The organism is Marinobacterium arenosum, assembly GCF_019795155.1.
GTDB classification, from domain to species: Bacteria; Pseudomonadota; Gammaproteobacteria; order Pseudomonadales; family Balneatricaceae; genus Marinobacterium_C; species Marinobacterium_C arenosum.
The window spans coordinates 76,469-96,278 of sequence record NZ_JAILYN010000012.1 but is presented as its reverse complement, the minus strand read 5'-3'; the positions used below and the strand labels follow the sequence as shown (position 1 = coordinate 96,278).

Below are 19,810 nucleotides of genomic sequence, written 5' to 3'. Positions count from 1 at the left end.
GATGCGATCAATACGGCCTACCCCGAAACCCGGATCCAGCTCTGTATTGTTCACATGGTGCGTAATTCGGTCAAATACGTGCCGTGGAAGGACTACAAGGCGGTCACCTCCGATCTGAAGCGGATCTATCAGTCTGTCACTGAAGAGGAAGCCTTGCAGGCGCTGACTCAGTTTGCCGAGCGTTGGGACGATAAGTACCCCCAAATCAGCCGTTCATGGCGCATGCATTGGGAAAACCTGAACACCCTGTTCAACTACCCCCAGGACATCCGCAAAGCGATCTACACGACCAACGCCATTGAGTCACTCAACAGTGTTATTCGCAAGGCGCTCAAGAAGCGGAAGTTGTTCCCAACGGACGATTCGGCCAGAAAGGTGATCTACCTGGCGATCCAGGATGCCTCCAAAAAATGGACAATGCCCATCAGGAACTGGAAGGCTGCCCTGAACCGCTTTATGATCGAATTTGAAGACCGCTTGGCGGACTATATTTAACCTTGGCAGTTACACAGAATTATTTACAGGGTCTCGGCAGATGGCCGGGGGGGGGGGGTTTTGTTTCAACCTATGCCGCTTTGACACCCCGCTACTCTCACAGAGTCTTCAACAGGTCAGCTCGGAGGTTTCGAAGTGCCGTCTGTTCACCGTACTGATCTGCCACAGACTCCCGACTCCAGCCTTGAATCTCCTTCGCCCTTGGCTCAGGTACATCCGCATTCCTGAGGCGGGTACGCATGGTATGACGCATACAGTGCGCAGTCTGGCAGTCCAGGCGTTTCAAGACCTTGTTAACCGCTGCTGAGGCAGCATCATTCTTGACCTTCGTCTGTGTCATGTAACGGCTGAACAACGCATCCTCCCCTGGCTTCTCTAACGCCCTCTGAGCTGCCTTCAAGGCGTCCCCCACCAACGGTATCTTGCGCTTTGATGCTTTTGTCTTGAGCCGTCTCATGGGGTTCTCGTGGAACACCACATGCGGCACCTCTGCATCCAGCACAACGTCATCACGCCACAGCCCGACAACCTCAGCGATACGTGCTCCGGTATCCAGCAGCATCCCTATGATGTTGGCGCTGTCAGTGTTGTTAGATGCCACGTATGCCCGTAGCTTCTGGACCTGCTCAGCGTTGAGGGAAGCCCGTTCGTCCGAGTCCTGCCCTAGTTTGGGTATCTCGAAGTCAGCAAAGGGATTCCGCAACCCATCGAGTTCGTACTCTTTGATCAGCTCATTCACGGCGGCTCTAACGACTCCCAATCGCCGTTTGATCGTCGTGGTCTTCAATCCGGCAACCAGCGCTCCGTGAATAACTTCGGATACGTCCTTCCTGCGATACTGCTTCAGACTACGATCACCGATGGCTCCGATCACCAAGTCAAAGGAGCTGTCAGTCGCGTTCCTGAGCTTCCGGTTGTCAGCCCTGGTTTCCAGACCATCCCGTTTTTTCAGGTAAACCTGCTTGGCATCCGACAAGGAAAACTCTTCCTTGCCCTGGATGATGGCTAACGCCCTGAGTTCGTGATCATCCAGATGATCTGCTGGATGCTCATTCCCAGGCACCTTTCGCTCCAGGCTCTCAAGGAATACATCAACGTGGATTTCCCGGTCCTGCTGCTCATTCGCTGCCCTGGCCTCAAGATCGAAGCTTTCCAACAACGCTTGAGCCGCTTCCCTGGCGCTATTCGTTGCCAGCCCGTTACGCATTCTGTACCACAGCTCGTCATCCTGCCGGGTAAGCTTGGCGATGCGTTTAGCGGCCAACAGCTTATCCCTGGTCCGGAGGGCGATGACATTGAAGGTCTTGCCCAGCTTGGGGGCGATGTCCTTGGGAACACGACGACGGTAGTAGTAAGGGCCGTCTGAATGCTTTTGCCAGAGGTAGCGGACAGTCACAGCGATAGGTCCAAAACGATGAATCAGGTGTGGCACGGCAGGTCACTTTGGCTGAATGTGAAACCAATTGTGATACCGTTTCAGTGAAGGAAACTCTGAAAAGCGCTTTCTTATCAATGACTTAGACAAGAAAAAGTGGCGCGCCTGGAGGGATTCGAACCCCCGACCAACAGGATCGGAACCTGCTACTCTATCCAGCTGAGCTACAGGCGCGTTGCAAAGGAAGTGTTTGCAGGCCGGTAATAATACTCATCTCGACCGCGTTCGCCAAGCCCCTGAGCGGCTTTGTTAGCCAGAATCTTACCATCGCCCTGCGACAGGGTATCGACCGCTTCAGTATCGTTCAGTTTGCAACCAATAGATAACCGGCCAACCGTTGACACAGGTCATCCTGCTGTCATTTTTTCGCGCTAAGGTAGTCTCAGGTCGATCAGGAAACGTATCGACCCGGGATAAAGCCACGGCAGGCGCTCCCCCTTTCCCATATCTGCTGGCCTTCGTGCAGCTGCTCCACCGCGTCGATTGGTGGTAGCTTGCGGATTATTCCGCCCTCCTGTTTTCTCCCCCACCCATCTGCCGCTCAGGGCAACGCGATTCACTCACCGGCCGAGCCCTGCGTTAAGAGCAGCTGCGCGTTATCAGAATCGTCAGCGGATTCCAGTCTGGGAAAAAACGGACGATCACCACCGGAAACCGGACAATCGCCCCATTTCAGTTGTGTTTATTGTCAGATATAATCCGAGCCCGATTAACCTTTGAGCAGTTGTGTCTGCATCGGCCCGACCTGAATGGGCACCTGGCCAGGCCGCGCTGCCGTATAATTTCTGAGAGTGATTGAGGTCGTCATTGTGAACAAATTTACTACTGCTCTGTGTGCTCTGGGCCTGGGCTTCGCGCTGGCAAGCTCCGCTGGCGCCGCAACCAGCGATGAAGCGATCATCGAGCGCATCAAGCCGCTCGGTTCCGTCTGCCTGGAAGGCGACGAGACCTGTGGCGGCGCTGCCGCAGCGGCGGCAACCGCTTCCGCCGGTGGCGCGCGCTCCGGCGCCGATGTCTACACCCAGAAGTGTGCAGCCTGCCACGCCGTAGGTGTCGCCGGTGCGCCGAAGTTCGGTAGCGCCGACTGGACCGACCGTGCCGCCAAGGGCATGGAAACCCTGCTGGCCAACGCTATCAACGGTATCAATGCCATGCCGCCGCGCGGTACCTGTGCCGACTGCTCCGACGAAGAGATCCAGGGCGCAATCGAGCACATGATCGACAGCGCCAAGTAAGCGTTCGATCAGCCGTAAAAGGCATAAATAATAAAAAGCCGCTCATTAATGAGCGGTTTTTTTGTGGCAAGTGAAACGTTAACAGTTATGAGTTAACAGTGGCTCACCGAGTCCGGGCAACAGAGGCCATCGCCGGCCTGCTGGGCCGCATGGGGCGCGCCTCCCTGCGCATCCGCCTCAATCAAACAATGAACGCAGGCTGTTCAGGGTGGCCTGGCCGCGGGCGCGGTTGGCCTTGGCATTGCTCTCGCCCAATCCCTCGACGACCAGGTCTTCCGGCGGCAGCTCGTCAATAAACCGGCTCGGTGCGCAGTCGATCATCTCGCCGTACTGCTTGCGCTGGCTGGCCAGGGTCATGATCAGCGTGCGTTGGGCACGGGTAATGCCCACGTAGGCCAAGCGGCGTTCCTCCTCGATATTGCCATCCTCGATGCTGTTGCGGTGCGGCAGCAACTCCTCCTCCATGCCCATCAGGTAGACATGCGGGAACTCCAGCCCCTTGGAGGCGTGCAGGGTCATCAGCTGGACCCGGTTGGAATCGTCTTCCTCCTCCTGCCGGTCCATCATGTCGATCAGCAGCAACCGGCTGATCGCTTCCTTGACGCCGGCGTCCGGGTCGTCCTCGCGCAACCGCTCCAAGGTGTTGCGCAACGAATCCACCAGCGTCCAGACGTTCTGGATACGGCGGTCGGCGGCGCTGTCGGAGGCGGTGTTCGAGCGGATCCAGCCCTCGTAGTCGATGTCGTAGATCATCTCGCGGATCGCCTGGATCGGCTCCTCCCGCTCGCACTGCTCGCTGAGCCGCTTCAACCAGCTGGAGAAACGGCGTAACCGCTCCAGCGGCTGGCCACTGAGCGTCTGCTCCAGGCCGATCTCCTCGATGGCGTTGAACATGCTGACATGGCGGCTGTTGGCGTACTCGCCCAGTTTCAGCAATGTCGACGGACCGATCTCGCGGCGCGGCAGGTTGACGATCCGCAGGAAGGCGTTGTCGTCGTCTTGGTTGACCAGTACCCGCAGGTAGGCCATCAGGTCCTTGATCTCGGCACGGGAGAAGAACGAGGTGCCGCCGCTGAGCTTGTAGGGTACCTGGTAGCTCTGCAGTTTCAGTTCCAGCAACCGCGCCTGGTGGTTACCTCGGTAGAGGATCGCGAAATCGCGGAACGGGATACCGTGACGCAGGTGTCGGTCGAGGATATCGGTGGCGATCCGGTCGCACTCCGCCTCTTCGTTGCGGTTGTGGATCACCTTGATCTCATCACCGAACGCCATCTCGCTCCACAGCGACTTGTCATAGACGTGCGGGTTGTTGGCGATCAGGGTGTTGGCGGCCTTCAGGATCCGCTGGGTGGAGCGGTAGTTCTGCTCCAGCTTGACCACCTTCAGGCTGGGAAAGTCCAGCTGCAGCTGGTTCAGGTTCTCCGGCCGGGCGCCACGCCAGGCGTAGATCGACTGGTCGTCGTCGCCCACCACCGTCAACATGCCGCGGTGACCGACCAGCTGGCGCACCAGCCGGTATTGCGACAGGTTGGTGTCCTGGTACTCGTCCACCAGCAGGTAGCGGATCCGGTTCTGCCAGCGCTCCAGCACGTCGGGATGCTCGGCAAACAGTTTCACCGGAATCAGGATCAGGTCGTCGAAATCGACTGCGTTGTAGGCCCGCAGGCTGGCCTGGTAGGCCTCGTAGGCGCGCGCCGCCAGGATATCCTGCGGCCCCTGCGCCTGGCTCAATGCCTCGGCCGGCTCCAGCATATCGTTCTTCCAGTTGGAGATCTGGTGCGCCACCGCGTCGACCTGCTCGGCATCCTCGTCATTATGCAGTAACAGATCCTTCAACAGCGCCTTGCTATCCTGATCGTCGAAGATCGAGAAGCCCGGCTTGAAGCCCAGCGTCTTGTACTCCCGGCGGATGATATTCATCCCCAGGTTATGGAAGGTCGACACCGTCAGCCCCTTGGCGGACTGTCCCTGCAACAGCGCGGTGACACGCTCCTTCATCTCGCGGGCGGCCTTGTTGGTAAAGGTGACCGCAGCGATATGGCGCGCCTCGTAGCCGCACTTTTCAATCAGGTAGGCCATCTTGCGGGTGATCACGCTGGTCTTGCCGGAGCCGGCGCCGGCCAGTACCAGCAACGGGCCGCTGATATAGAGCATCGCTTCCTGCTGACGGGGATTGAGTCGGGTCATGGCAACCTATCTGGGCTACGTTAAGGTCTTTAACTTTATGCTTGCTCGCCGATAACCAACTGATGGCTGAGTGATTATTCAAACTCACTGAGTCTAATCAATTGATTTCAAAGAGATTTAAACGTACGTTTGAACAACATTGTTGATCGGGGGCGAGCGCCGGGCGAATTTTATCACAGCCTGAGCCACCCGCCCCAGCCGTCAGCGTGCCGAAGGCACGTCGGGTGAGAAGGAGCTACCGATGCATTCGGCCCTTGGAGAGTACCCCGAAACGGAATTTCAACTGGTCCTGCTCGACCGGCAGGAGGCGACCCGGACGTTGCTGGAGGAACTGCTGCCACTGCAGCAGGAGTACCGCTTTTCGCATCTGCGCGGACTCGACCCGTTGCGCCTGTTCGCCAGCCGCCACCGGGTCGACCTGCTATTGCTGCACTGGCCCGGCGACCTGCACCAGTACCGTCAGCTGATCGAACAGCTGCAACAGTATTGCCCGGACTGTCCGATCATCGTGCTGGAAAGCAGCGCCTGTGATACCCGCAGCGAACTGCTGCAGGCGGTCGGTGCCAGCGACTGCCTGCCGCTGGCGACGTTGAGCGGCCCGCTGCTGCAGCGGGCCATCCGTTATACCCTGCGCCACCACCGCCAGGCTGCCGAGATCCGCCAACTGCGCCAGGCCGACCCGCTGACCGAAGTCGGCAACCGCCCCTTCTTCTACCGACAATTGGCGGCGCGACTGGCACAAAGCCGCCAAGAGAACCGCACGCTGGCGCTGATCTACGTCGACCTGGATGGCTTCAGCAAATTGAATCGCCGTTTCGGCCATAGCGCCGGCGATACGGTGGTACGCGAGCTGAGCCAGCGTCTGAAAGAGACGCTTGTTTCCGGTCAGACAACCGGGCGCGATCTGCTGGCGCGGCTCGGCGGCGACGAGTTCGCACTGCTGCTGTGGTTGCCGCCGGATCAGCAGCCCGTCAGCTGGCTCAGGCAACGACTGCAACAACTGTTGCAACGGCTGGCACCACCCTACCGGATCGACGGCAACGAACGGCTGCTTGCCTGCAGCATAGGCGCGGTGCTGGCGCCATTACACGGCCGATCGGTTGACGCACTGCTGCGCCGCGTCGGCCTGGCCCATACCGCGGCCAAGCAGCAGCATGGCGGCAGCTACCGGACCTTCACCCCAACCCTGGAAGAGAGCGCCGCGGCGCCATCGGCGCTGGAGCCGGATATCTTCACCGCACTGCGTGCCGAACAGTTCGTGCTGCACTACCAGCCACGGATCGAGCTATGCAGCGGCCGGATCGTCGGTGCCGAGGCACTGATGCGCTGGCACCATCCGCAACAGGGCCTGATCATGCCGGACCGTTTCATTCCGCTGGCCGAGCGCAACGGCCTGATCGTGCCGATGGGTTACTGGGCGATCCACAATGCCGGCAAGGCACTGATGAAACTGCGCCTGCACGGCCGGCTGGATGGCCGTATCGGTGTCAACCTGTCGTTCCGCCAGTTCCGCGATGCCCAGCTGGCAGCCACCATCGGCCGGATCATCGACCAGGAGCAGATCGACCCACGGGCGCTGGAACTGGAATTGACCGAGTCGGCGCTGTTCAGCGACGAGCACCATGTACGCAGCTGTATCGAGCAACTGCATCGGCTCGGCATCGCCTTCTCGCTGGATGACTTCGGCACCGGCTACTCGTCGTTCGCGCTATTGCAGAAACTGCCGATCCACACCCTGAAGATCGACCGTTCGTTTATCCGCAACGTGACCGACAACCCGGACGACGCGGAGATCGTCCGGGCGATTATCAACCTGGCCCATAACCTGGAGATGGTAGTGATCGCCGAAGGGGTGGAGACCGAGGCCCAGCTCAATTTCCTGCAGCAGCACGGTTGCGACCAGGTACAGGGCTTCCTGTTCAGCCCGGCGGTACCGCTGGAAAGTTTCGAGCAGATGCTGGAAAGAGGCTTGCCTTAAGGCGTCCCTTTCAGGTCTTCGACAAAGGCGGTGATGTAGTTGTGCAGCCGCTCGGCGGTGGCAACCTCCTGCAGGTCGCCCTGGTCGTCGAACTCCTGCCAGGCACGAGACAGGTAGAACGCCCCTTCCCGGTTCCACAGTTCCATCCGCAGCGCCCGGAATACCTGCAGCCAGGCGTTCTGCGACAGGGTGGTGCCCAAGCCGCCCGGCGTGGCGCCGAGCAGCGCCACCCGCTTGCCATGCAGCACCCGCGGCTGATCATCCACCGGACGCGACAACCAATCGATACCGTTTTTCAGCACGCCGGGAATGCCTCCGTTATACTCCGGCGTGCAGATCACCAGCCCGTCGGCCGCCGCGATCTTGTCCTTGAGCAGCATCACCGGCAGCGGGATGCCCTGGCTGTCTTCGATATCCTGGTTGTAGAGCGGCACCCCGCTCAGATCGACGATCTCCATGCGGGCATCATCCGGCAACGACTGCAGCGCCGCATTGAGCAGCATCCGATTGTAGGACGCCGCCCGCAGGCTGCCCACGATCCCGACCAGTTGCACCATCGCCCACCTCCGACTTGCCCGGACTTGTTGCTGGTACAAGGCAGCTTAGTTCATGGCGTTCGGCGGGCCCTAATGGCAAGAAGCTGCGGGCTACTTCCACCGGGAGGCAGCCGCTCTCCTGGCGCCCCGGATGGCGCGCTACCGACCCGTATCAGAAAGAGCTGGGATCAACCTTGTCGGTCGGGATCGCCAGCGCCTGCCGCGCCTGCGCCAGCTGCTCGGCGGACAACTCGCCGCTGCGGTACAAGCCGGCCAGCGCCGCCCAGGCGATATAGCGGGCATCGACCTCGAAATGGTCGCGCAGATCGCCGCGGCTCTCGCTGAGACCGAAACCGTCGGTGCCCAACGCAGTCAGCGGGCCCGGCAGCCAGCGGGCGATACCGTTCGGCAGTGCCTTCATGAAATCGCTGGCGGCGACGAACTGGCCCCGCTCTCCTGCCATCAGCTGCGCCAAGTATCCGGTCTGCGGCTGCTGCGGGTTGAGCAGGTTATGCCGCTCGCAGGCCTGGGCCTGGCGGGTCAGCTGGCTATAGCTGGTGACACTCCAGATATCGACGCTGCAGCCATAGCCCTGCAGCAGTTCGGCCGCCTGCAGCACCTGTTGCATCAGGCTGCCACTGCCCAGCAGGTGGACCTTCGGCCCGTTGCCGTGGTCCTGCCGATAGCGATAGATCCCCTGCAAAATCCCCTCTTTGACCCGTTCGGCCTGCGCCGGATCCTCCGGCAGCGCCGGCATCGGGTAGGTCTCGTTGTACAGCGTCAGGTAGTAGAAGATGTTCTCGCCACGCTGGTACATCCGCTCGATACCGTCGCGAACGATCACCGCCAGCTCGTAACCGAACGCCGGGTCGTAGCTGTACAGGTTCGGCACCGTCTGGGCGATCAGGTGGGAGTGGCCGTCCTGGTGCTGCAAGCCTTCGCCGTTCAGCGTGGTGCGGCCGGCGGTGGCACCGAGCAGGAAGCCACGGGTCAGGCTGTCGGCGCAGGCCCAGATCATGTCGCCGACCCGCTGGAAACCGAAGATCGAGTAGAACACGTAGAACGGGATGGTCGGCACGCCGAAGTTGGCGTAGGCGGTGCCGGCGGCCATGAACGAGGCCATCGCACCGGTTTCGCAGATCCCCTCCTGCAGCAACTGACCGTCTTTGGCTTCCTTGTAGGGCAGCAGGCTGGAGGCATCGACCGGCTTGTACTTCTGCCCCTCGCTGGAGTAGATGCCGAACTGGTTGAACAGCGACTCCATGCCGAAGGTGCGCGCCTCGTCCGGCACGATCGGCACCACGTAGCGGCCCAGCTGCGCATCCTTCAACAGGTTGGACAGCATCCGCACGAACGCCATGGTGGTGGACTGTTCGCGCTCGGAACCGGCCAACGCCTGGCGGAACAGGCTCAGGTCGGGCGCTTGCAGCTCGGCACCCTCGACCTGACGCGACGGCAGGTAGCCACCCAGCTGCCGGCGCTGGCGGTGCAGATACTGCATCTCCGGACTGTCGGCCGACGGCAGATAGAAGCGCGCCTCGGCCAACGCCTGATCGTCGAGCGGGATGCCGAACCGCTTACCAATGGCGATCCGCTCCTCGGCACTGAACTGCTTTTTCTGGTGGGCGGTGTTCTGCCCTTCGGCGGAGGCGCCCATGCCGTCGCCCTTGACGGTCTTCATCAGGATCACCGTCGGCCGGCCACTCGGCCGGGCGGCCCGCTCGAAGGCGGCGAAGATCTTGTTGCGGTCCTGACCACCGCGACGGATACAGCGGATCTGCTCGTCGCTGAGGGTTTTCATCAGCTCTTCCAGTCGCGGGTCACCGTCCACCCAGTGATCACGCACGGTCGGGCCATCGGACACGGTGTAGAACTGGTAGTCGCCGTCCACCGCCCGGTCCATCCGTGCCTGCAACACGCCATCACGGTCGCGGGCGAACAACTCGTCCCACTCGCTGCCCCAGATCACCTTGATCACGTTCCAGCCGGCGCCACGGTAGCTGCGCTCCAGCTCCTGGATGATCTTGCCGTTGCCACGCACCGGCCCGTCCAGCCGCTGCAGGTTGCAATTGATCACCAGCACCAGGTTGTCGAGGTTCTCGCGGGTCGCCATATTGGCGGTGCCGAGCACCTCCGGCTCGTCCGACTCGCCGTCGCCGATAAAGCACCAGACCTTGCCGCCGTTGGCCGGTTTCAGGCCACGGTTTTCCAGGTACTTCATAAAGCGCGCCTGGTAGATCGCGGACGGCGTCGACAACCCCATCGAGGCGGTCGGCCCCTGCCAGAAATCGGGCATCCGGCGCGGGTGCGGATAGGAACTCAGCCCGCCGCCCTGCTGCAGTTCACGTCGAAAGTTGGCCAGCTGCTGTTCGCTGAGCCGGCCCTCGACGAAAGCGCGGGCATAAAGCCCCGGTGCGGCGTGGGCCTGCACCAGTAGCATGTCGCCGCCGTAGTCGGCATTGCGCTGGCGGAACCAGTGGTTGAAACCGACCTCCAGCATGGTGGCGGCCGACTGGTAGGTGGCGATATGGCCGCCGACACCGCTGCCATTGTCATTGGCACGCAACACCATCGCCATCGCGTTCCAGCGGATGATGTTCTCCAGCCGCTGTTCCAGTTCGGGATTCCCGGGGTAGCGAGGCTGTTCGGTAGTCGGGATGCTATTGCGGTAAGGGGTATTCAGGGTCGCTTCGCTGAGCGTTACCCCCTGGCGCAGCAGGTGATCCTGCAGCAGCCGCAGCAGCTCGCGGCTGCGCTCCGTACCCTGGTAGTCGAGCACGTTGTCGAGCGCTTCCAGCCACTCCTGATTCTCCAGCGCCAGATCGTCGTCCAGCGCCATGTCGGTCGCATTGTTCAGGCTGTTCATCGGGGCCTCCGGGACTCGCAAACTCGGTTACGCCGACAAGGCCGCCAGCGCCTGCTGGATATCGGCGGCGATATCATCGACCGCTTCCAGACCAACCGACAGCCGCACCAGACCTTCGGAGATGCCATGCGCGGCGCGCTCTTCTTCGGTGTAGGTGGAGTGGGTCATGCTGGCCGGGTGCTGGCAGAGGGTTTCGGCGTCGCCCAGGCTGACCGCCCGCTTGATCATCTGCAGTTGGTTCATGAAGGTTACGCCGGCCTGCAGGCCGCCCTTCAGTTCGAAGGCGATCATGCCACCGGGTAGCTTCATCTGGCGGCGGGCCAGCTCGGCGTACGGGCTATCGGCCAGCCCCGGGTAGTACACCGCCTCGATCGCCGGATGATCGGCCAGCATCTCGGCCAGCTGCTGGGCACTGCGGCAGTGACGCTCCATGCGCAGCTCCAGGGTCTTCAGGCCGCGCATGATCAGGAACGCGGTAAACGGCGAGATCACCGCACCGGTCATGTCCTTCAGCCCCACTAGGCGGATCTGCTCCAGCGTCTGCTGGTCACCGATCACCGCACCGGCCACCAGGTCGCCGTGGCCGCCCAGGTACTTGGTGGCGGAGTGCACCACCAGGTCGGCACCCAGGGTCAGCGGTTGCTGCAATGCCGGGGTGCAGTAGGTGTTGTCGACGATCACCTTGATGTCGCGGTTATAATCGTGCACCAGGGCGCTGATCGCGGCGATATCCATCAGCCGCATGTTCGGATTGACCGGCGTTTCGAAGTACACCACCTTGGTGCGTTCGGTCAGCGCCGCCTGCAGAGCTGCCGGATCGGTGCAGTCGACATAGCTGACCTCGATGCCGAAGCGGGTCAGGCCATGTTCCAGATAGGCGAAGGTGCAGCCATACAGGGTGGTGTCGGCAACAATATGGTCGCCGGCCGACAGCAGCGTCCAGAAAGCGGCGGTGATCGCCCCCATGCCGGAGCCGGTGGCCAGTGCCGCCTCGCCCTCTTCCAGGTCGGCCAGCCGGGTTTCCAGCAGCTCCTGGGTGGGGTTGGAGATCCGGCTGTAGAAGTGGCCCGGCTGTTCGCCGGCAAAGCGGCCGGCGCCCTGCTCGACGCTGTCGAACGCGAAGGTGGAGGTCAGGTAGACCGGCGGCACCAGTGCGCCATCATGCTGCTGGGCATCGTAACCGGAGTGGATTGCGCGGGTGGCAAAGCCTTTCTTGGCGGTGGAATTCTGTGGGTTGCGGTTATTGTTGTTGTTCATCGCTGCTTCTCGATCTTCTTTTAATAATCGTCGGGAACGGCGAGCGAGCCGACGGTTCCATTTATTAAAAACAGATTACTCCAGCATTTGCGGTGTTTTCGCGCATAAGCGATTGACCAAACAAAGCTATTTAGCTAGAAAAGCCAAAATAACGACAAAAAGCAGAGATTCATGCCAACCATCAAACTGGACCGGATCGACCGCCGTATCCTGGCGGAGATTCAGCGCGACAGCTCGATCAGCAACCTGGACCTGGCCGAGAAGGTCGGCCTGTCCCCCTCCCCCTGCGCCCGCCGGGTCCGCCAACTGCAGGAGGCCGGCATCATCGACCGGCAGGTAACCCTGCTGGACCAGGAGGCACTTGGCCTGCCGCTGACCATCTACGTGCAGGTCAGCCTGACCAACCAGGCGACCGGTATCCTGGAGAACTTCGAACGGCAGATCCGCGGTTTCGACGAGGTGATGGAGTGCGCACTGATCACCGGCAGCGACGCCGATTACCTGCTCAAGGTGGTGATGCCCGACATGGCCTACTACGAGCATTTCCTGTTGAAGAAGCTCAACCAGATCGACGGCGTGGCCAGCATCCGCACCAGCTTCTCGCTGCGCCGGGTGGTGCTGCGCACCGAATTGCCGCTGGGGCATCTGCAGTAACAGACTGTTAATAACGGTAGCGAATTTTCAGCGAGGTTCAGTCGCGGTCGGTACCCAAAGGGCATGCCAAGCCCGCTGCTACGATGGACCGGGCTTCATAGCAATCCGCTTTTTATGCCCTTGGGTGCAGCGGGCGACAGACTACAGCTTTCGAAAGAACAGCCAAAGGTCGCGGATAAATCCCCTCCTACCAGGGGCAGCGCCCCGTAGCAGCCCACTCTACGGGCGACAGACCATGGGTTTTGAAAGAACCACCACAGGGAACACTGGTGGCAAGGGTATTAACCGTTACCGTTAAATGAAAGAACTAACCGGGTAGTCCCAAACCGCCGCGATAGCTAAGCGCTTCCAGCAGTTGCGGCTGGCCGACCCGATCTTCGCCAGCCAGGTCGGCGATGGTGCGGGCGACCCGCATCAGCCGGTGGTAGGCACGGGCCGACAGCCGCAGCCGTTCGATCGCATCCAGTAACATGTGGCGGTCTGCTTCGCTCAGCCCGCAAGCCTGTTCCAGCTCCGGCCCCGCCAGGGCGTGGTTAGCACAGCCCTGCCGTGCCAACTGCCGCTTACGAGCGGCCGCCACCCGTTGGCGTACCTGAAAACTGGTTTCGCCGTCGGCATGGTCGGCCAGCAGTTCGGCGCGGGTCGGCGCCGGAACCCGCAGTTGCAGGTCGATCCTGTCCAGCAGCGGGCCGGAGATTCGGCCCTGGTAGCGGCGCACCTGGTCGGGGCTGCAGCGGCAGCGGTTATCCGGCTCGCCGTAGAAACCGCAGGGGCAGGGGTTCATCGCCGCCACCAGTTGGAAGCGGGCCGGAAACTGGGTACGGCGGGCGGCGCGGGCGATCAGGATCTCGCCGGTCTCCAACGGTTCACGCAATACCTCCAGCACCTGGCGGTTGAACTCCGGCAGTTCGTCGAGAAACAGCACACCGAAATGCGCCAGCGAGATCTCGCCGGGACGCGGCTGGCTGCCGCCGCCGACCATCGCCGCCGCCGAGGCGGAGTGATGCGGTGCACGGTAGGGTCGACTTTGCGGCAGCTGGTCGGAGCCGATCAGGCCGGCCACCGAATGGATCGCCGCCACCTCCAGCAGTTCCTGCTCGGTCAGTGGCGGCAACAAACCCTGCAGCCGGTGAGCCAGCATGCTCTTGCCGCTGCCCGGTACGCCGCTGAACAACAGGTTATGACCGCCGGCGGCGGCGATCTCCAGTGCCCGCTTGGCCTGCGGTTGGCCCTTGACGTCGGACAGCTCCGGCAATGGTGACGCCCGCTCCGGATCGTAACCCGCGGCTTCACAGCTCGGCAGCCGCTGTTCGCCGCGCAGGTGCAGCGCCACACCGAGCAGGTCGGCGGCCGGCAACACCTCCAGGCCACGCGCCAAGGCCGCTTCGGCACCGTTATCCAGCGGCAACAGCAGCTGCCGCCCCGCCTCGCGGCAGGCCAACGCCGCCGGCAATACGCCGCGCACCGCCCGCAACTGGCCGGACAGCGCCAGCTCGCCAAGCAGTTCCAATGTTTGCAGGGGTTCGGCCGGCAACTGACCGCTGGCGACCATGATACCGACAGCGATCGCCAGGTCGAAGCGGCCACCCTCCTTGGGCAGGTCGGCCGGCGCCATATTGACGGTGATGCGGCGGGCGGGGAAATCGAAGCCGGCGTTGAGCAGCGCGCTGCGGACCCGTTCCTTGCTTTCGTTGACCGCCTTTTCGGCCAGGCCAACGATCGACAAAGACGGCAGACCGCCGGACAGATGGACTTCGATGGTAACGGCCGGTGCATCGATACCGACCTGCGCCCGGGTATGAATAATCGCGAGTGACATAACTTCCGTCCCTGGAAGATTGTGTTGCGGTTATTCTGGCAGCTTGGCCGGTTCAGGCCAATGGCCCACTGGCAGTTTGCTCAGTCGATAATCTCGGTAACCAACTCGCAGGTCACCGAATTGGCGAGAAAACAGTGTTCATGAGCCTGGTGGTGCAGCTGCTCCAGCACGGCCCGCGCCGGCTGGGTACCGCTGAAGCTGATCTGCGGCCGCAGCGTCACCCGAGTCATGCGGACCCGGCCATCATCGCCCTTCTCCATCAGCCCGACCGCCTGATCGATATAGCTGTCGACCACCAGTTTTTGCTTGGCGGCGAATGCCAGGAAGAACAACATATGGCAGCTCGATAGCGAGGCGACGAACGCCTCCTCCGGGTCGACATTCACCTCGACCGACATCGGCAACGGCACCACATGCGGTGACGAGGACGCCGGCACCGTCAGGCCACCGTCGAACTGCCAGCTGTGGCCACGGCTGTAGCGGTTGTCGGTGAACGGCTGGTCATCCCGCTGCCAGGTAACGGTGGCAAAGTATTCGGACATCTTCACATCTCCCTTGGTTCATCTAATTCGGTTTCGCAGGCAAGCTGGCTTGCAGCGCCGAGCCAGATGCATTCTGGGCGATTGCCGGGGGCGGCGACAAACGATAAATTCACCCATACTGTGAACTAATCCTCATATCTGAGCATTCCATGAATCCGCATATCTCGCTCGCCGCGCTGAAGACCTTTGCCGAAGTGGCCGAGCAACAAAGCCTGAGCAAGGCCGCCGCCAGCCTCTGTATCAGCCCCAGCGCCGTCAGCCACCAGATGAAGCTGCTCGAACAGCAATTGGGGCTTAAGCTTTTCCAGCGCAGGGCACACGGCATTCAACTGACCGCCGCCGGCGAGCAGCTGGCCCAGCATGCCAGCCGGGCGATGCAGCAGGTTCGGCTGGGCGTCCGCAAGGCGTGCCAGCTCAGTGACCGAAGCCGGCTGGTAGTGGCGGCCATCCCATCATTCTGCCAGCAATGGCTGACACCCAGACTGATGAGGTTTAATCAACTACACAGCGATATCGAGCTGCACCTGATCGCCCAAGACCGATTGGCCGACTTCAACCAGCAGGCGATCGATCTGCATATTCATTTCGGCGACGGCCAGGCCATTGGCCTGCACAGCGAACTCTTTCTCACCGAGCAGGCAGTACCGGTGTGCCATCCGGCAATGCTTGAGCCTTACAGCGGCCCGTTCGATCTACTATGCAGTGCCAATAGCCGGCTACTGCACTACCAGGGCGGCGATGAAGACCAGCCCGGCGGCATCAGTTGGAGCGAATGGCTGGTACGCCACAACCTTCAACCCCATCCACAACAGCAGCACAGTTGGTTCAGCCACCTGTCCCTGGCAATCAATGCGGCCCGCCACAGCCAGGGGATCGCGCTGGGTTGGCGCAGCCTGATCGAACAGGAGCTGGCCAGCGGCGAGCTGGTGCCGCTCGCCGCTGAAGGCACCCCGCTGAAATACGCCCACTATCTGGTGGCGCCGGAGCACAGTTGGGAGAACCCGGCCCTGCAGCAGTTCATCGAATGGCTGAAGACTGAACGAGACCAGGAAGCTGCCGCTTCGGTTGGTCAGTGACTGTCCCGCCCACTGCAGGCCGATGCTCCAGCCTCACCGTTATCGAGGATCGAACGAGCCCGTACCTGGCGCAATTCGGTGCGGGCATGGCGGATGATCTGTACCGACGAAGAGAGGAACAGCGCCGCCATGATAAACGCCACGATCAGGTCCGGCAGTGCGCTGTTGCTGGCCCAGACACCACTGGCCGCAGCCAGCACCACCAGGTTGCCGATCGCATCGTTGCGGCTGCACAGCCAGACCGAACGCACATTGGCATCGCCGTTGCGGTAGCGCATCAACAGCAGCACGCTGGCCATATTGGCGGCGAAGGCGGCGATGGCGATACCGCCCATGGTCAGCGCATCCGGCGTCTCAAGGATGAAGAACTGGTAGAAGGTGCTGCCGAACACCCAGAACGCCATCAGGCTCAGGCTGAGCCCCTTCAGCAACGCCACCGTCGCCCTGACCTGCAGGGCCCGGCCGATCACCCACAGGCTGGCACCGTAGGTCAGGGTATCGCCGAGAAAATCCAGCGCGTCGGCCTGCAGTGCCTGTGAACCGGCCAACCAGCCGGCCACCATCTCGACGCCGAACATGGTGCCGTTGATGGCGATGATCAACCAAAGAATCCGCCGGTAACCGGCATCCATACCGTCGAAGTTCTGATCGTGCCCACAACATCCCGCCATGCGCTTAGCTCCTTGTCCGTTGTCTTTGACTGTTTGAACCCGTGATATGGACAAGTCTAATATCTCTAGTAACTAGAGCTTCAAGCGGAAATTAAACGATGACTGAAACTGCCGAATTTTCGATTGGCATGCTGTCCCGCGAGACAGGCTGCAAGGTACCGACCATCCGCTACTACGAGCAGATCGGCCTGCTGCCGGAACCGGCCCGCAACAGCGGCAATCAACGCCGCTATACCGAGCAGCATCGGCTAAAGCTGCGTTTCATCCGCCATGCACGACAGCTGGGCTTCGATCTGGATGCGATCCGCGAACTGCTGCAGCTGGCCGACCGGCCGGACGAGAACTGTTTGCAGGCGGACCAGATCGCTCAGCGCCAGTTAGTGTCGATTGGCCGCAAGATTCAGCAGTTGCAAGCCCTGCAGCTGGAGCTAAGCCGGATGCTCAGCGACTGCAACCACGGTGAGGCCGGCCACTGCCGGGTATTGGAAACCCTGGCCGACCATAGTCTGTGCCAGGGTGAGCATGGGGAGAGTTGAGAGCGGTAAGCGGTCAGGAGTTCAGCACCCCGCTCTGCTCCAGCTCCAGCCACTGGGCCAACTGTTCGATATTCAGCAGTTCGCTGAAATAGCGGCCCTGCATCAGCGCGCAGCCCTGGGTCATCAGCTGGGTCAGCTGGCCGGCGCTGTTGACCCCCTCCGCCATCAGCGGCACGGTCGGCGCGGCCAGCCCGAGCAACGCGGCGGTCCGATTGCTCGGTTCGTTCAGCCCCTGCACCTGCTGGGCATCCAGCTTGAGCCAGTCGGGTTGCAGATCCTGCATGCCGGACTGCTCCCAATTCACCGCGTTGACACCGCGCAGGGCGATACGGAAGCCGAGATCCTGCAGATCGAACACCGTGCCATCGTGGGCCAGCGCGACCGCGGCATCCAGTTCCAGCACCAGACCACCGGCATCCAGGCCATCGCGGGCGATCGCTTCGGACAGCTGGGCGATCAGCTTGGCCGAGGTCAGCTGGGCCTCCTCCAGCCGCAGCAGCAACAGCTGGCAGCCGTTCAGGGTCTGCAGCAGCGGCTGCACTTCCAGCAGGTGGTCGATCAGCCACTGGTTGAACGGATCGGTCAGATTGGCGGCCACCGCCAGCGGCATCAGCTCACGGCCCGACAACCAGCCCAGCTGCGGGTGGTGCCAGCCCGGCATCACCTGGGCGCCGCAGAGCCGGTGCAGACTGTTGTTGTAGATCGGGCAGTACATCAGGCTGAACTGGCTACCGGACAGCGCGGCGGCGAAATCGTCGCTCGGCAATTGTGCCGCCTGCGGCTCGCCGGCCAGTGCCGACGAAAACAGGCAGTAAGTATTGCGTCCGGCCCTTTTCGCCGCGTACATCGCCAGGTCGGCGTTACGCAGCAGCTGCTGTTCGTCGCGGCCATGCTGCGGGAAGATCGCCACCCCGGCGCTGGCGCTGACGAACAGTTCGCGGCGGTCGATATAGATACCGTGGCTGAGCCGCTCCACCACCCGATGGGCAATGCTTTCGGCATCCTCGGCGCTGTGCATGCCGCGTATCATCATGATGAAGGTGTCGCCGCTGAAACGGGCCACCAGGTCGTGTTCACGCACCACCGAACGCAAGCGGCTGGCGATCTCCAACAACAGCTCGTCACCGGTATCGCTGCCGAGGGTCTCGTTGATCCACTGGAAGCGGTCCAGGTCGATGCAGATCAGCGCCAGGCTGCCCTGGCGGATACGGCTCTGCTCCATCTGCTGCTGGAACTGCTGCAGGAAGATCTCGCGACCGACCAGTACACCGGCCCCCTCCGGGGTAACAGGCTGGGTTTCGGTACTGATCAAGCGGTGGTCCGGCAGCATGCTCAACAGGAAAACGTTCTGCTGCGGGTTCCAATAGACCTGAACCTGCCAGCACTCCCCCCGCCCGACGGTACGCAATGCCACCCGGGCCTGCCCCTGCCGCTCGGCTTTATCCAGCAGCTGGATCAGCTTCTTGCCATGCAATTTACCATGCAGTTCGGCCAACGGCTGGCCGACAAAGCCCTCCTCCAGCTGCCAGTATGCGCTGAATTCCTCACTGGCAGCCTGATAGCAGCGGTCGGCACCGATCCAGGCATATAGACTGTTCTGTTCGTTCATCGCCCCCTCCTTGCTTGTCGCACAGCCGTCGCCGGCTCGTTAATCCCGCTTGGCCAGTTGGTCTTCCAGCAGGCTGAGCTGCTGCTCCAGTTGATCAAGCTTTTCGCGGGTGCGCGCCAGTACCGCACGCTGGGCATCGAACTCCTCACGGGTAACCAGATCCATGCGGCTGAAGCTGGCCTGCAGCAGACTACGGATCTGCGCCTGCAGCTCCTGCTGGCCGGGCAGGCCGGACTGGCCCTGCATCAACTGGGAAAACTGCTCGGAAAGCCCCTCTATCAGCTTCTGATTGATCATCGATCGACTCCACGCAAGTTAGCTGTCTCTGACAGACACTATACCAGCTTGTCCGCCACTGAGAATGCGCACCAAAACCGTGCAGAGCGGTGCCCCAAGGTGCCACCTGAATGCACCATCGTTGCTCGCCCGAGCATCCGCCCATTGAGCACTTTCCAGCTAACCCTTTGATTAAAAAAAACATTTCAACATTGGCACAGCATTCGCTGTAGGTCGTTTAGCCCAGCCGGGCCCGGGATGCACCAACATCGCCCCGATACTGCAAGAGGATATTGGCTATGAAACTGATCAGCGCCGTCATCAAACCGTTCAAGCTGGACGAACTGCGACAAGCCCTGACCAATCTCGGCGTGTCGGGCCTGACACTGACCGAGGTGAAAGGATTCGGCCGACAGAAAGGCCATACCGAGCTCTATCGCGGTGCCGAATACCAGATCGACTTCCTGCCCAAGATGAAGATCGAAGTGGCAGTCAGCGATCAACTGCTGGACCGGGCACTGGACGCGATCTGCACGGCCGCGCACACCGGCAAGGTCGGCGACGGCAAGATTTTCATCCGTCCGCTGGAACAGATTATCCGCATCCGCACCGGGGAAACCGGTCAGGACGCACTGTAA

At 61.7% G+C, this 19,810-nt stretch carries 17 protein-coding genes and 1 tRNA gene; 7 read left to right on the top strand and 11 right to left on the bottom strand.

The window, feature by feature from the left end; translation table 11 throughout:
- A partial coding sequence (locus tag K6T12_RS07795; protein WP_222221160.1) for an IS256 family transposase occupies positions 1-495 on the top strand: 495 nt, incomplete at its 5' end.
- A 97-nt stretch (positions 496-592) separates the two neighbouring features.
- Here K6T12_RS07795 and K6T12_RS07790 read toward each other — a convergent pair.
- Positions 593-1,927: a tyrosine-type recombinase/integrase gene (locus K6T12_RS07790; RefSeq protein WP_222221158.1), complete on the bottom strand. Its 1,335-nt coding sequence runs from the start codon at positions 1,925-1,927 to the stop codon at positions 593-595.
- A 100-nt stretch (positions 1,928-2,027) separates the two neighbouring features.
- A tRNA-Arg gene (locus tag K6T12_RS07785) sits at positions 2,028-2,104 on the bottom strand.
- A gap of 635 nt (positions 2,105-2,739) precedes the next feature.
- Between K6T12_RS07785 and K6T12_RS07780 the strand changes: the two genes are divergently transcribed.
- Complete coding sequence (locus tag K6T12_RS07780; RefSeq protein ID WP_222221156.1) at positions 2,740-3,165, top strand: c-type cytochrome; 426 nt, start codon at positions 2,740-2,742, stop codon at positions 3,163-3,165.
- 177 nt (positions 3,166-3,342) lie between these two features.
- On the opposite strand, the gene rep is transcribed toward K6T12_RS07780, so the two are convergent.
- Positions 3,343-5,352 (bottom strand): DNA helicase Rep, encoded by a 2,010-nt coding sequence (gene rep / locus K6T12_RS07775; RefSeq protein ID WP_222221154.1) that lies wholly within the window; start codon positions 5,350-5,352, stop codon positions 3,343-3,345.
- Positions 5,353-5,593: 241 nt separating this feature from the next.
- Between rep and K6T12_RS07770 the strand changes: the two genes are divergently transcribed.
- On the top strand, positions 5,594-7,330 hold the full coding sequence (locus K6T12_RS07770) for a putative bifunctional diguanylate cyclase/phosphodiesterase (RefSeq protein WP_222221152.1): 1,737 nt from the start codon (positions 5,594-5,596) through the stop codon (positions 7,328-7,330).
- On the opposite strand, the gene K6T12_RS07765 is transcribed toward K6T12_RS07770, so the two are convergent.
- The 3 genes from K6T12_RS07765 to K6T12_RS07755 form a co-directional block, all read right to left on the bottom strand.
- Positions 7,327-7,887 (bottom strand): NADPH-dependent FMN reductase, encoded by a 561-nt coding sequence (locus K6T12_RS07765; protein WP_222221150.1) that lies wholly within the window; start codon positions 7,885-7,887, stop codon positions 7,327-7,329. The genes K6T12_RS07770 and K6T12_RS07765 overlap by 4 nt on opposite strands.
- 151 nt (positions 7,888-8,038) lie before the next feature.
- The gene (gene aceE, locus K6T12_RS07760; protein ID WP_222221149.1) at positions 8,039-10,732 is read right to left on the bottom strand and encodes a pyruvate dehydrogenase (acetyl-transferring), homodimeric type; all 2,694 of its coding nucleotides are present in this window, start codon (positions 10,730-10,732) and stop codon (positions 8,039-8,041) included.
- Positions 10,733-10,759: 27 nt separating this feature from the next.
- On the bottom strand, positions 10,760-11,989 hold the full coding sequence (locus tag K6T12_RS07755; protein WP_222221147.1) for a methionine gamma-lyase: 1,230 nt from the start codon (positions 11,987-11,989) through the stop codon (positions 10,760-10,762).
- Positions 11,990-12,160: 171 nt separating this feature from the next.
- Here K6T12_RS07755 and K6T12_RS07750 point away from each other — a divergent pair, with 171 nt between their 5' ends.
- Positions 12,161-12,643: an Lrp/AsnC family transcriptional regulator gene (locus K6T12_RS07750; RefSeq protein ID WP_222221145.1), complete on the top strand. Its 483-nt coding sequence runs from the start codon at positions 12,161-12,163 to the stop codon at positions 12,641-12,643.
- A 307-nt stretch (positions 12,644-12,950) separates the two neighbouring features.
- On the opposite strand, the gene K6T12_RS07745 is transcribed toward K6T12_RS07750, so the two are convergent.
- Complete coding sequence (locus tag K6T12_RS07745) at positions 12,951-14,462, bottom strand: YifB family Mg chelatase-like AAA ATPase (RefSeq protein ID WP_222221143.1); 1,512 nt, start codon at positions 14,460-14,462, stop codon at positions 12,951-12,953.
- 80 nt (positions 14,463-14,542) lie between these two features.
- The gene (locus K6T12_RS07740; RefSeq protein ID WP_222221141.1) at positions 14,543-15,004 is read right to left on the bottom strand and encodes an OsmC family protein; all 462 of its coding nucleotides are present in this window, start codon (positions 15,002-15,004) and stop codon (positions 14,543-14,545) included.
- A 149-nt stretch (positions 15,005-15,153) separates the two neighbouring features.
- Between K6T12_RS07740 and K6T12_RS07735 the strand changes: the two genes are divergently transcribed.
- A complete protein-coding gene (locus tag K6T12_RS07735; protein ID WP_222221139.1) occupies positions 15,154-16,080 on the top strand; it encodes a LysR substrate-binding domain-containing protein in 927 nt (308 codons plus the stop codon).
- On the opposite strand, the gene K6T12_RS07730 is transcribed toward K6T12_RS07735, so the two are convergent.
- The gene (locus K6T12_RS07730; protein ID WP_222221137.1) at positions 16,074-16,751 is read right to left on the bottom strand and encodes a cation transporter; all 678 of its coding nucleotides are present in this window, start codon (positions 16,749-16,751) and stop codon (positions 16,074-16,076) included. The two genes, K6T12_RS07735 and K6T12_RS07730, sit on opposite strands and share 7 nt — an antisense overlap.
- A 98-nt stretch (positions 16,752-16,849) precedes the next feature.
- On the opposite strand from K6T12_RS07730, the gene K6T12_RS07725 reads away from it, so the two are divergent.
- Complete coding sequence (locus K6T12_RS07725; RefSeq protein WP_222221135.1) at positions 16,850-17,287, top strand: MerR family transcriptional regulator; 438 nt, start codon at positions 16,850-16,852, stop codon at positions 17,285-17,287.
- 13 nt (positions 17,288-17,300) lie between these two features.
- Here the strand turns inward: K6T12_RS07725 and K6T12_RS07720 are convergent, their stop codons facing one another.
- Entirely contained in the window at positions 17,301-18,896 is a 1,596-nt protein-coding gene (locus tag K6T12_RS07720) for a GGDEF domain-containing protein (RefSeq protein WP_222221133.1), read from the bottom strand.
- Between the two features lie 39 nt (positions 18,897-18,935).
- The gene (locus K6T12_RS07715) at positions 18,936-19,193 is read right to left on the bottom strand and encodes an accessory factor UbiK family protein (RefSeq protein ID WP_222221131.1); all 258 of its coding nucleotides are present in this window, start codon (positions 19,191-19,193) and stop codon (positions 18,936-18,938) included.
- Between the two features lie 278 nt (positions 19,194-19,471).
- Between K6T12_RS07715 and K6T12_RS07710 the strand changes: the two genes are divergently transcribed.
- Complete coding sequence (locus K6T12_RS07710) at positions 19,472-19,810, top strand: P-II family nitrogen regulator (RefSeq protein WP_222221129.1); 339 nt, start codon at positions 19,472-19,474, stop codon at positions 19,808-19,810.